The organism is Kitasatospora sp. NPDC001527, assembly GCF_040298605.1.
In the GTDB taxonomy this organism is placed as follows: domain Bacteria; phylum Actinomycetota; class Actinomycetes; order Streptomycetales; family Streptomycetaceae; genus Kitasatospora.
On sequence record NZ_JBEPAM010000040.1, the window covers coordinates 12,947 to 24,699 of the forward strand.

The 11,753-nt window shown below is 73.4% G+C and carries 11 protein-coding genes; 4 read left to right on the forward strand and 7 right to left on the reverse strand.

The features are described from left to right. Nucleotides 1-104 precede the first annotated feature (104 nt). Nucleotides 105-452 (reverse strand): helix-turn-helix domain-containing protein, encoded by a 348-nt coding sequence (locus tag ABT238_RS28650; RefSeq protein WP_350566545.1) that lies wholly within the window; start codon nt 450-452, stop codon nt 105-107. Nucleotides 453-1,331: 879 nt separating this feature from the next. Between ABT238_RS28650 and ABT238_RS28655 the strand changes: the two genes are divergently transcribed. From ABT238_RS28655 to ABT238_RS28665, 3 genes are all read left to right on the forward strand, one after another. Next, the gene (locus ABT238_RS28655; protein ID WP_350798491.1) at nt 1,332-1,577 is read left to right on the forward strand and encodes a hypothetical protein; all 246 of its coding nucleotides are present in this window, start codon (nt 1,332-1,334) and stop codon (nt 1,575-1,577) included. 123 nt (nt 1,578-1,700) lie between these two features. Beyond that, the gene (locus ABT238_RS28660) at nt 1,701-2,438 is read left to right on the forward strand and encodes a hypothetical protein (protein ID WP_350798498.1); all 738 of its coding nucleotides are present in this window, start codon (nt 1,701-1,703) and stop codon (nt 2,436-2,438) included. Nucleotides 2,439-2,993: 555 nt separating this feature from the next. Continuing rightward, nucleotides 2,994-3,155 (forward strand): hypothetical protein, encoded by a 162-nt coding sequence (locus ABT238_RS28665; protein WP_350798507.1) that lies wholly within the window; start codon nt 2,994-2,996, stop codon nt 3,153-3,155. A gap of 400 nt (nt 3,156-3,555) precedes the next feature. On the opposite strand, the gene ABT238_RS28670 is transcribed toward ABT238_RS28665, so the two are convergent. From ABT238_RS28670 to ABT238_RS28685, 4 genes are read right to left on the reverse strand one after another with little or no spacing between them, the layout of a single operon-like run. After that, complete coding sequence (locus ABT238_RS28670; RefSeq protein ID WP_350798514.1) at nt 3,556-4,479, reverse strand: transglutaminase domain-containing protein; 924 nt, start codon at nt 4,477-4,479, stop codon at nt 3,556-3,558. Further along, on the reverse strand, nt 4,476-7,133 hold the full coding sequence (locus tag ABT238_RS28675) for a beta-ketoacyl synthase N-terminal-like domain-containing protein (RefSeq protein WP_350798521.1): 2,658 nt from the start codon (nt 7,131-7,133) through the stop codon (nt 4,476-4,478). The genes ABT238_RS28670 and ABT238_RS28675 overlap by 4 nt, the downstream gene beginning before the upstream one ends. A gap of 58 nt (nt 7,134-7,191) precedes the next feature. Then, nucleotides 7,192-8,220, reverse strand: coding sequence for a MupA/Atu3671 family FMN-dependent luciferase-like monooxygenase (locus ABT238_RS28680; RefSeq protein WP_350798534.1), 1,029 nt, complete (start codon nt 8,218-8,220; stop codon nt 7,192-7,194). Next, the gene (locus tag ABT238_RS28685) at nt 8,220-9,023 is read right to left on the reverse strand and encodes an SDR family oxidoreductase (RefSeq protein ID WP_350566557.1); all 804 of its coding nucleotides are present in this window, start codon (nt 9,021-9,023) and stop codon (nt 8,220-8,222) included. Before ABT238_RS28685 ends, ABT238_RS28680 begins: the two co-directional genes overlap by 1 nt. Before the next feature lie 370 nt (nt 9,024-9,393). Here ABT238_RS28685 and ABT238_RS28690 point away from each other — a divergent pair, with 370 nt between their 5' ends. Beyond that, entirely contained in the window at nt 9,394-9,519 is a 126-nt protein-coding gene (locus tag ABT238_RS28690; protein ID WP_350798549.1) for a hypothetical protein, read from the forward strand. Between the two features lie 193 nt (nt 9,520-9,712). Here ABT238_RS28690 and ABT238_RS28695 read toward each other — a convergent pair whose 3' ends face one another. Continuing rightward, complete coding sequence (locus ABT238_RS28695) at nt 9,713-11,389, reverse strand: amino acid adenylation domain-containing protein (protein WP_350798557.1); 1,677 nt, start codon at nt 11,387-11,389, stop codon at nt 9,713-9,715. 5 nt (nt 11,390-11,394) lie between these two features. Beyond that, nucleotides 11,395-11,667 (reverse strand): phosphopantetheine-binding protein, encoded by a 273-nt coding sequence (locus ABT238_RS28700; protein ID WP_350798564.1) that lies wholly within the window; start codon nt 11,665-11,667, stop codon nt 11,395-11,397. Between the last annotated feature and the right edge of the window lie 86 nt (nt 11,668-11,753).

Here is an 11,753-nt window from a genome sequence, read left to right on the forward strand (position 1 = left end):
GACGGTGCCGGCGGTCGGAGGGCTGGGGTGCTCGTGTCCGGGGCGGCCTGCGGTGAGCACGGTGCCGCTCACCGCGGGCCGGTCTCGTCGGCCTGGCGGGTGGGTCAGGTGTCGGTGGCGGGTTCCTGTCCGGCGTCGCGGCGGAGCTGTTCGTTGATGCGCAGGGCTTCTTCGAGCTGGTCTTCGAGGATGATGATGCGGCAGGCGGCGTCGATGGGGGTGCCCTGGTCGACGAGGTCGCGGGCGCGCATGGCGATCCGTAGTTGGTAACGGGAGAAGCGGCGGTGCCCGCCCTCGGAGCGCAGGGGTGTGATGAGGCCCTGGTCGCCGAGGGCGCGTAGGAAGCCGGGGGTGGTGCCGGTCATCTCGGCGGCGCGGCCCATGGTGTAGGCGGGGTAGTCGTCGTCGTCGAGGGAGTCGGGGGTGTGCGGTCGAATGGTTGCCGTGGTCACTGCACCTCTTCTTGCTGTTGTGTCCGGGGACGCGCTGAGGGGCCCCGGGGCCATAGCGGCTCCCGGGGCCCCGAAGGGTTTTACACCATCTACCGGCTCTGGGGCCGGGTTCCTTATGTCCGCACAGCCCCGTGGGAGGGGGCGTGCGGGGATCGCGTATGCGTGACCGGAAACCACCGTCCTTGCCTTGGGGTCTACGGAGTCCGCCCGGGCTGATTCCTCGCGGGCCGGGCGATCCTGATGGCGCGCTGTCCCTCCATTCATCCTCTGTACTGGCCGGTTACTGCGAACTGCTTGGTCGTGCCAACTACCCGGTACTGCTGTGGCGGTCCCTGGCGGTCCCGCCGACTCCGGCAGCCAGCCCCGTCGCCCGTCCTGCTCAACCTGCTCGGCTTGGAACCCCGCTGCCGGACTCCCGGCACGCGCGCCCGCAGTCTGGGGGCGCCTTCACCGGGATACCGCGTACTGCGACTGCCGGTACCACTCGACTCAGCTTCACCTACGGGTACTGCTCCTGCTGAACCGCGGTACCGCTCGATGGCGGCCCCTGATGCCTGCGGGCCGCCCGGCCCGGCCACCGGCCCTGTCGCCTTACTGCACCAACCCTGGCTTCAGGACCCTGCAACCGTGCCGACCTGCGCACTTCTGTACTGCTGCCCGCCAGTTCATGTCTGGCGGGTACCGATCGACTGCTGTCTACGAGAGAAACACTAACCGCGGTGCACGGCAATGTCTACTCCGGCGGGCATAGATTTTCCGGTGTCGGTCGGGGAGGTAGTCTGCGCCCGCACGCGGTGGAGCGGCCGGTGGCCGCAGCCGCACCAGGACGGAGGGCGCCGCGTCCGGCGGCCAGGACCGCGAGTGAAAGGGAGGAGAGCGGTGGAAGGGCAAGGCCGCGCGGCGGCGCGCACCCCCGACCCCCATACCCAGGCGTCGCTGACCGCGGCCATCGCCGAGGCGGTACGAGACCGGGACGAGCGGGTCCTGCGCCGACTGCTGGCACGTTTCGCCGAACAGGCCGCCCTCACGGACCTGCCCGCCCTGCGGGACGCCCTCGACGCCCACGGTCAGCATGGCGACCGCCCCGCGCGCGCATGCCCACCCGGGGCCGGCTCCGAACCGTGACCAGCGGCACGCGCGCGGTGGCCCAAAGCGCGTCCGTGCTCGTATACGCCCCTGGCATGCGCCCTGCGAGTGCGGCCTGAGGTGCGGCATCTGCTCTGCGGGACTGGAGAGTTGGGGAACCGTATGGAGGGCAACGAACTGAAGGACCTGGGAGAGGTGTTCCGGCAGCTTGCCCAGCGATCGAATGTCGCAGTCCATTCCAGCGCCAAGCTGCTCGGTGAGGTGGAGGCGGTCGCGGCGAAGGACGACGAGGAGCGGGCGGCGAAGGAACTCGATGCACTGCGCCGCAAGCCCGGCCTCCAGCCCGTCCCGGTCAAGGAGCTCGGCGACGGGGTCCAGCTGACGCCGTGGGAGGTGTTGCACACCCTCGGGTGGGCGATCGCGCTTTCGCGGCGTGGCGCCGGCCGCGGGCTCGCGGAGCACTGGGGCCGCCTCACGTGCAGCCAGGCCCTGGAGGGCGCTCTCGGCACCTTCATGGCGCTGTCGGCCGAGGGTCGCGACACCGCGGACCACTACAAGGCTCTCCAGTCCGACGAGCTCGGTGTCGGCTTCGCACTCGCCCTGGCCGAGTCCGTGCTGACCAGGCGCTATCCGGATCACAGCGTGTCCATCGTTCCCGCCGACACCGCACTTCGGGCCGGATTCGCCGTGACCGGAAGGGACGCCGGGACATCCGTCGGCTACCGCCACCGGCCGCAGTACTTCGCCGAAGTGTGGAAGCCCGGCCAGCCGTCGCGGGTCTTCCCGATCGTCTGCAAAGGTGACCACAGCGGCGCCTCCGCCTCCCACACCCAACTGGCCTCCGCGTCGGTCCATGCCGACGCCGTGCGCATCGGGGGTGGACCGACACACCCGCCCTGATCTTCAGCACGGAACTGCCCGTCGACGGGTCGATGACCGTCCATGCCCTCCAGCCGCGGGGCAACGGCGGCAAGCTCACCCATCCCGGAAGTTGAGGCGAGCTCGACCGCGACCCGCGCCCGAAGGATGGCCAGGCCCGGGTTCTCCGGGTCCTCGCGCCCCCGGTCGGCGAGCACGGTGGACCGGCGGCCACCAGTGCCAGCACCTGCGTACGAGAGGTGCGACGCTCCCAGGCCTCGCCAGTTGCCGCCAGCAACCGGCCGGTCGACCACCAGCGCCCCACCCGCAGGTCGTCCACCGCAGCCCGCAACGCATCTTCCAAGCCAGCAGGGTGATACAGCGGCCGGGTAGACGCGGTGATCCTGGGGCCGCTCCTCCCGGCACTGGCAACCTGCTCCACGCCAGCCTCCCGCGACTCGCCGTCGCGGCCAGCCGGGTGCTGTACCAATTGGCTCGGCTGTGGGGCGGATGCGGTGTTCAACGGCCTACCTCCCTCGTGGCGGATATGGTTCGAAGACTTGCCGGCCACCCGTGCCACCGCTCAAGATCGGGGGGTTGGTGGAAGCGGTCGATTCCGGCGTTACGGCAGGAACAGGCCCGGCTGGCTGGCATGTCGAGGTCCCGACAGACGTGATCGCTTTCAGCCGCGGCAACTGCCTGCCGCAGCAGGCGGACCGCTGCGGGACATTCTTCAACCGGCCGACGCCGCTGCGCTGAGTACTGGCCGTCGGCCTGCCGGCCGGTGCCGTCGCCACCGGCTGGACGATCACCGCGGCCTCGCCCTGCTCGCGCCGGTGCTGCTGCGGCCCGCCGCCGGCCCGCCGATCGTCCGCCAGAACACCCTCAACGCCAGGCGCCGAACCGCCGCCACCGTCACCCCGGGGGTGGTGGCGGCGAGGCTGGTCGCGGCCGTGATGAGCATGCGGGGCGCCGGCGACCAGGCCCGGGCGCGGACCCACGCCGCCGCGGTGGTCCCCCCGAGGACGGGGGCTGCTGGACCGCCCGACCGTCGCCGCGCTCGCGGGCTCGCCGACCGGGCTGGGCGACGACTTCCCGGTCGTCGACGAGCATGCCGCCCGCAGTGACGATCAGCAGCCGGTGCGGCGGGGCGGGGCCGTCAGGCTTGCGCCTGCCGCCAGTTCGTGATCCGCGCGGATCCGCGCAGGTCCGCGCCGCGGTGGGTGAGCAGGGCCATGTCCTCGGGCAGGGGCGAGCCGGTGACGGGCCAGTAGATGCGCCGGGGGGAGCGCCGCAGCGGCCAGTCGCGGGGGCTGATGATCCGCCAGCGGGTCAGCGTCCCGATGAAGAACGGGTCGGCGGCGATCCAGTGCCCGCCCACCCTGAGCTCGATCCACATGTGGCGCAGCGGGAGCGGGGCGGCCATCACGAAACCGCTGGCGATCCGGCACTCGACGGCGGACCTCCGGGCGTGGTCGAGGAGCAGCCGGTTGGCCAGGCGGCAGTCCGCCAGGCCGGTTTCGGTGGCGAAGCCGAGGTCGCCGGCGAGGTCGGTGGGGATGAGGTGGAAGGTCAGCCGCGCAGCGGATTCGAAGAGCGGGAGCAGCGAGTCGTCGAAGTGGTACTCGTCGGCCGGCAGCGTGACTCGCCGCACGAAGGCCCCCGGTGACGTCCGGTGGAGGCCGTCCGCCTCCCCGGGCGCGGGGAGGAGCAGCCGGCCGGGGCCGAACTCGCAGTCGCCGGGGTGGCCCGGATCCGGGCAACGGGCCGTCACTTGGAGGTGGTACGCGTCGTCGAACCGGCCGAGGTCCCGGTCGTAGGTGTGGCCCAGCGCCCGCATCAGCAGCCAGTTGGGCGCGTTGAGCTCCAGCGCGTTGGTCAGGTTCTCCAGGTCGAAGACGTCGAACCAGCGCTCCCCGTCCCGGTCGCGGTGCGGGAAGCCGAGTTCCAGCAGTTCGTCCAGCAGCGGCCGAGGGACCCGGTAGACCGTCAGCACCATGTCCGACGGGACCTCGAAGTTCCGGTACCGGTCCGGGATCCACCGGGTTCGCTCCACCACCTGGGCGGTCGTCTGGACCGTCACGGCCGCTCGTCCCCGACGGCCGGCGCGGCGTCCGCCGTCCCGTCGGTCAGCTTCCGGTGGCGCGCGTCGACCGCGTCGGCGAAGCCCGTCAGCAGGAGGCGGCCGAGGTCGGCCAGCGTCGGGTGGTCGAACACCACCACCGGTTCCACCTCCACGCCGTACGTGTCACCGATCCGGCCGGTCAGCTGGACCAGGGAGACGGAGTCGAAGCCCAGCTCCATCAGGTCGGCCGACAGGTCGACGTCGGCGGGGTCGATCAGCAGGAAGCCGCAGGCCGCGAGCCGCAGGTCGCTCTCGACCAGCGCACGGCGGCCGTCGGTTCCGGCCCGGCCGTCGGTTCCGGCCCGGCCGTCGGTCCCGCCCGGCCCGCCCGGCCCGCCCGGCCCGCTCGGCGTGGTGCGGGCGGGCGGCACCGTCGCCGCCGGGGCGGCGGGCTGGAGATCGGTGGTCCGTGCGGGCTCCCGGGCGGCCTGGACCCAGTAGGGCACCGGCTCGAACGGGTAGGGGGGCAGCTCGACCCGGGCGGGCGGGCGGCCGGCCCAGAGCCGGGACCAGTCGATCGGGGTGCCGTCCACCCACAGGTCCGCGAGCCTGCCGAGCCGGCGCTTCGCCAGCAGGGAGTCGACGTACGCCTGCCCGTCCTCGTCGTCCAGCAGCTCGCCGGGGGCGCGGTCCGGGTGCAGACGGCCGGTGCGGACCGAGGGGGTCCGGTCACCGTCGGCGAAGGCGGTCAGGGCTGCTCGGACCGAGGCCGTGTCGGCGGCGGTCACGGCCAGTCGCACCGGGAGCTCCCGGCGTCCCGTCTGGGTGCTGTGCGCCAGCGCCGCAAGGTCGTCCGGCTGGCCGGGATCCGCCAGCTGCCGGGCTAACGCGGCTGCCAGGTGCCGTAGTTGGGGTTCTGTGCGGGCGGAGAGCAATACCAGGTGAGCCGACTCGGCGGGCTCGGCCGGCTCGCCCGTCGGATCCGGGGGTACGGACTGGTACTCCTCCACGACCAGATGGACGTTGGCGCCACCTGCGCCGAAGGAGCTGACACCGGCCCGCCGCGGGCCGTCGGCCGGCCAGTCCTCCAGGGCGCGCGGGAAGCGCAGCGCCGAGGATTCGACGATCTTCGGGTTGAGGGTCGCCACCTGTGCGTTCGGGGCGATCTGGCGATGCTTCAGCTGTAGCAGGACCTTCGTCAGGCCGGCGATGCCGGCGGCTCCCTCAAGGTGCCCGATGTTGGCCTTGATCGAGCCGACGGCGCACGGGGCCCGCGGTGCCCGGTCCGGGGCGAGCGCCCGGACCAGCCCGGCCGCCTCCAGCGGGTCGCCCAACCCGGTTCCGGTGCCGTGGGCTTCGACGTAGGAGACGGATCCCGGCGTGACCCCGGCGGCCCGCAGCGCGGCGGCCACCACCTCCGCCTGCCGGGCCGGGTTGGGCACCGCGTAGCCCGAGGTCCGGCCGGCCGCGTTGAGCGCGGTGCCCTTGATCACGCCCCAGATGCGGTCGCCGTCCGCCACTGCCGCGGCGAGGGGCTTGAGCAGCGCGGCTCCGACCCCCTCACCCGGCACGTATCCGTCGGCGGCCGCGTCGAAGACCTTGCAGGCCTCGTCGGAGGAGAGCATGCCCGCCGCGGCGAGGCCGGCTAGGTGCGCGGGGTGGAGGATCAGGTTCACCCCGCCGACGATCGCTGTGCGGCACTCCCCGCTGCGCAGGCTCTGCACCGCGAGGTGGACGGCGGTGAGCGAGGAGGAGCAGGCCGAGTCGACCGCGAAGCTCGGGCCGTGCAGGTCGAAGAAGTAGGAGACCCGGTTGGCGATCGACCACGGCGCGGAGTTGGCCCCGGTCAGTCGGCCGGACGGCCAGGCGGTGGCGCCGATCCGGCCGTAGGTGGCGTTCATCGTCCCGACGAAGACACCGGTCGAGGGCTCGTGCGTGGTCGGGCCCAACTGGCCGGCCTGCTCCAGGAGGTGGAAGCAGGTCTGGAGGAAGAGCCGCTCCTGGGGGTCCGTGTTCACCGCGTCGACCGGCAGGATGTTGAAGAACTCGGCGTCGAACTCGGCCACCCCGTCGATGAAGGCGCCCCAGCGCCCGCGGCTCGGGCCGGGCTGTCCGGGGTGCGGGTCGGCGAACTCGCGCCAGTCCCAGCGGTCCGCCGGCACCTCGCCGATACTGGACACGCCGTCGCGCAGGTTCCGCCAGAGCGTCTCCAGGTCGGGCGCGCCCGGGTAGCGCCCGGTCACCGCGATCACCGCGATGTCGTCGGTGGACCCGGCGGACCCGGCGGACCCGGTCGCCGGGGCGTCCACGGCAACGGCCGGCTCCGGGCGCGGGTGGTCCGGCGTTCGGCTCGGTCCGGGCGGCGGTGGGAGCACTCGGCGCAGGCCGTCGGCGCGCTCGGCGAGGAGGTAGCGGGCCAGGTCGTCGACGGTCCGGTGCTCGAACATGAGGGTGGTCGGGATCTCGCCGAGGTCCTGGTCGAACCGCAGGGTGATGTTCAGCCGGGTGAGCGAGTCCATGTCCAGCTCCCGCAGTGCGTCGGGGCCGGTCAGGTCCGCCGCCGCGCCGCCGACGACGGCCGCCACGACCTCTCGCACGTACGACCGCACCGACGGGAGCGGTAGCGGCTGCCCGGGTTCGACCGGGTCGGCGGCTCGGGATTCGCGGGGCATGGTGGTCCTTTCCTCTCGGCACGGTCACGGCCCTGCCGGACACGGTGCGGGGCTCGGGTCAGCGCAGGGTGGACCGGATCGCGGCGAGTTCGTCGACGGTGCCGAGCACGGTCCGCCGCGGCACGCCGAAGTCGACCAGGCAGGCCACCTCGTCGGCGCCGGCGGCGAAGGCGCTGTGCAGGACCGCGAGCGCCTCCTCCCGGTCGCCGATCAGCGACCGGCCCCGCAGGTAGCGCTGCACCGCGAAGTCCAGGCCCTTGTCGACCGTCCGCTGGTCGCTGCGGGCCTCCTGCTGGCTCGCGTAGCCGGCCAGGTAGCGGCGGAGCGGCTGCTCGGCCTCGCTGCGGATCTGCTGCCCCGGGGTCCCGATGGCGGCGTGCGCCATCACCGACACCCGGCCCGTCCCGCCGTGGTGCTCCGCGAAGGCGGCACGGTAGCGCGCGATCCGCTCCGTGAGCTGGGTGGTGGTGAAAGCGCCGTAGCCGGTGAGGACTCCGGCGCCGATCCGGCCGGCGTACTCGAAGGTCTCGGGGCTGCCGGCGGCGGTGACCCAGTGGGGCAGCACGGCCTGGACCGGTCGCGGGTAGGAGCGCACGGCGTACCGTTCGCCGAGCGGGCCGGTGCGGAGCACCTCACCGCCGGCCCACAGCTCGCGCACGGTCCGCAGGTTCTCGTCGGCCAGCGCGGCCCGGTCCTGGTAGGCCTGCGGCGACAGCACGAAGTCCCGCGGGTTCCAGCCGGCGGCCGAGGCGATCTCCACCCGCCCGCCCGACAGGTTGTCCACCACCGCCCACTCCTCCGCCACTCGGAGCGGATCGTGCAGCGGGAGCACCACGCTGCCCGCGCGGATCCGGATCCGCCGGGTGGCCACCGCCACCGCGGCCGCCACCACGGACGGGTTCGGGTGGGCGCCGCCGAACGGCGTGAAGTGGCGCTCGGGGAGCCAGAGGAAGTCGAGCCCCGCGTCGTCGGCGGCCCGTGCCGCGTCGAGCAGCAGCCGGTAGCCCGCGGCGTCGTCGGCGGCGCCGTCCTGCAGGGCGGAGAAGAAGTACAGCCCCAGCGAGCGCTCGCCACGGTCCGCCGCCATCAGACCGCCCCGCCCGCGGCCTGCAGGTTCTGGCCGGACAGCCACCGCGCGTCGGGGCCGACCAGGAAGCCGACCACGTCGGCGATGTCCTGCGGCAGCCCGAGCCGGCCGAAGGCGCTCGCCCGGCGCCACTGCTGCAGTACCTCGGGGCGGACGCCGGCCGTCACCTCCGCGGTCTCCACGCCACCGGGCGACACGGTGTTGACGGTGATGCCGCGCCGGGCGAACTCCTTCGCCGCGACCCTGGTCAACTGGTCGAGTGCCGCCTTGCTCGCCGAGTAGGCGGCTTGCGACGGGTGCGCCAGCGCGGTGGCGGTGGAGGAGATGTTGACGATGCGCCCGCCGTCCCGGAGCCGGTGGGCGGCCTGCTGGATGGCCAGGAACGGAGCCTTGACGTTGAGTGCCATGATCCTGTCGAAGTCCTCCTCCGTGGTGTCGGCGAACTTGCCCCGGAGCATGGTGGCGGCGTTGTTCACCAGGATGTCGATCCCGCCGGTGAGTTCCTCGGCCTCGGCGAAGAGGCGCGCCACCGCGCCGGGCCGGGTCAGGTCGGCCCGCACGGGGTGGACCAGGCCGCCCGCTGCTGCCAGGCGGGCCGCCAACGCCGCGGCCGCGTCCGCGTCCTGGCGGAAGCCGACCACCACCACCGCGCCGTCACGGACCAGGCGCTCGACGATCCCGCGGCCGACACCGCGCGAACCACCGGTCACCAGGGCGGACTTGCCGGTCAGCGGCGCCGGCGCCGGGCGCTGCGCCCCCGGCCGGCCGGCCCCGGTTTCCTCGACGTCCTTCGCACCCGTCACCTGCTCCACCCTTCCGAGTCACCCGTGCGGCGCACCCCGGAGGCCGGCGGTCCGCCTGCCTCGGCGGCGCGTGCTGCGGGATGCGATTCGATTCCACGGGAATCCGGGAATCCGGCACGGGAATTCCGATTGCCCCGTTGTTGCGGCATTCCGGAAATTCCCCTTCGCGCGGCGCGCCCGGGGCCGGGGCCGGAAGTCACGATAGATGATCGGGGTCGTCCTGTCGATGGCCCGCATCGCGAGCCGTGCCGCGGGCCATTGGCCCGAAATGCCTGAAGCGGCTCGGCCGGCGGCCCCGAATCAATCCTTGCAATTCAGGAACGAACTGCTAATCTCGATCCCAACTTCGAGGAGAAGGGGGGTGGAAGAAATGTCCGTCGCACTCGTCGAGGAGACCCGGACGGCGCTGACCGTCGAGGAGATCGCGGACTTCGAGGCTTGGATCACTGAGCTGGAGGAGGCCGACGAGCGCAAGTTCACCATGGGGAAGCCGTAGTGGTGACCGGCGAATTCCTTCGCCGGCGCTGACGCGTCCCACCGCCGGCCGTGCTTCCGTGACGGGAATCCCCGCGCGGAAGCACGGCCGGCGCGGCCCGGTGCACGGGCCCGGAGAGCAGAATTCCGCCGGAATATCCCGGGCGTCTGTCATCGACATCGGCGAGGCCTCGGAATTGACGAGGCCAAGGAATTCACGGGGCTCCGGCCAGGCTGCGCAGTGCGAGCCGGTCGATCTTTCCGCTGCCATTGGCCGGAAGGGAATCCAGCCGTACCCAGCGGCGCGGGACGAATGCCGCGGGCAGGGCGGCGCGCAGGGCGTCGGACGCCGTGTCGCGCGAAACCCCCGGTGCCGCGACGAAGAACGCGACGAGCCCCGCCGTACCGTCCTGGACCTCCGCCAGGACGGCGCACCCGAGCACGCCGGGGAGGGCCGAGAGGGCCGCCTCGACCTCGTCCAGTTCGATCCGGACCCCGCCGATCTTGACCTGCCGGTCGGTCCGGCCGAGGCAGTGGGCGATCCCGTCGGCGAACCGCGCGAGGTCGCCGGTGCGGTAGAGCCGCCCGGTGCGCGAGGCCGGGTCGAACCCGTCGGCGTAGAAGGCCGCCGCGGTGCGCTCCGGATCGTGCAGGTAGCCCGCGCTGACGGCGTCGCCGCCGACCCAGAGCTCGCCCGCCTCGCCGGGTTCCGCGGCGCGCCACGCGCCGTCCTCGTGGACCAGGAGGTAGAGGACGACGCCGGGAGCCGGTCGCCCCACCGGCAGCAGCGGTGCGGCCAGGTCGTCGGCGGTGATCCGGTGGAGCACCACGTCGTCCGAACACTCCGTCGCCCCGTAGGCGTTGACGAGCTCGACGTGCGGGAGCAGCCGCAGGGCGGCGCCGGCGATCCCGGGGTCGAGCCGCTCGCCGGTCGAGACGAGGCAGCGCAGCCGCGCGAACTCCCGGCCTGCGCCGCGCCGCGCGGCCTCCCGCACGGTCCAGTCGATCGCGGTCGGCACCAGCTCCAGGACAGTGACCCCGGTGCGCTCGACGGTCGACGCCAGGCGCCGGGCGAACCGCTGGTCGGCGTCCGTGACGATCACGACCGTGGCGCCGACCAGCAGCGGCGCGAGCATCTGCCACACCGAGATCACGAAGGCCGGCGGGGCGGTGAAGGCCACCCGGTCCGCGCCGGTCAGCTGCAACCGGCCGACCAGGAACCGCAGGTTGTTCAGCATTCCGAGCTGGTCGACGATCACGCCCTTCGGGCCGCCTGTGCTCCCGGAGGTGTGGATGACGTAGCGGGGCTCGTCGCCCGCGGCCACCCGCGCCGGTGCGAGTCGCTCGCCCGGCTGCGCGGCGGCGGGCGGCGGGAACACCAGCAGGGGGACGGCGGTGCCGGCCGCCGCACGGGCGGCGGTCACCGACGTGGCGTCGGCCGTGTCGGGCACCAGCACGCAGTGCGGCCCGGCGGTGCGGAGCACCGCCTCCGCCCGGGCCTGCGGCCAGTCGGGGGCGAGCGGGAGGTAGGCCGCGCCCAGGCTCTCGATGGCGAGGAACGCCGCGATGGTGTCGGTGCTGCGGGGGCCGGCCACGGCGACCCGGCTCCCGGGGGTACAGGACCCGGCTGTCAGGACCGCCCGCAACTGATGGACCCGGTGAGCGAGTTGCCGGTACGTGGTGGTCCCGGCGTCCGACACGGCGGCCACCCGGTCCGGGTCCCGCTCCGCCCACTCCCGCACGTGGGCCCAGACGCCGGTCGAGGGGTCGGTCCGGGGGAGCGGTGAGCGCAGCGCCCTCGCCCGGGCCGCGTCGAGGGTGCCCGGGTGCAGCGGCAGCCGGGCCAGGGCACGGGCCGGCGGCCGGGGGGCGTCGGGGAGTTCGGGCCGCACCGGCCTCAGCCCCGCCCGCCGGCGGCCACCAGCGCCTGCCAGAGCGCCCCGGGGCTCGCGAAGGTCTCCATGGCCAGGTACTCGTCGGGGAGGACCAGCCCGTACCGCTCCTCGATCCGGCTCAGCAGCACCACCATGCGCATCGAGTCGAGGCCGGCCGCCGGGAGGTCGAGGTCGGCGTGCAGCGCGGGCCCGGCCGGCAGGTCCACCAGGGTGGCCCGGAGCAGTTCCTCGAACGCCGGGTCCCACGGCGGGGTGATGTCCGCTTCCAACGTCACTGCGATACCTCGTCTCTGAGCGGTGCAGCCGAGCAGGACAGGATTTGAGAGCGTTCACGTGAGCGTTCACGTGGATCAGAGTCTCA

Coding starts and splice junctions, on each gene's coding strand:
- ABT238_RS28680 (WP_350798534.1), bottom strand. CDS start 8,220: ATGGCGGCGGACCGTGGCGAGCGCTCGCTGGGGCTGTACTTCTTCTCC.
- ABT238_RS28690 (WP_350798549.1), top strand. CDS start 9,394: ATGTCCGTCGCACTCGTCGAGGAGACCCGGACGGCGCTGACCGTCGAG.
- ABT238_RS28675 (WP_350798521.1), bottom strand. CDS start 7,133: ATGCCCCGCGAATCCCGAGCCGCCGACCCGGTCGAACCCGGGCAGCCG.
- ABT238_RS28660 (WP_350798498.1), top strand. CDS start 1,701: ATGGAGGGCAACGAACTGAAGGACCTGGGAGAGGTGTTCCGGCAGCTT.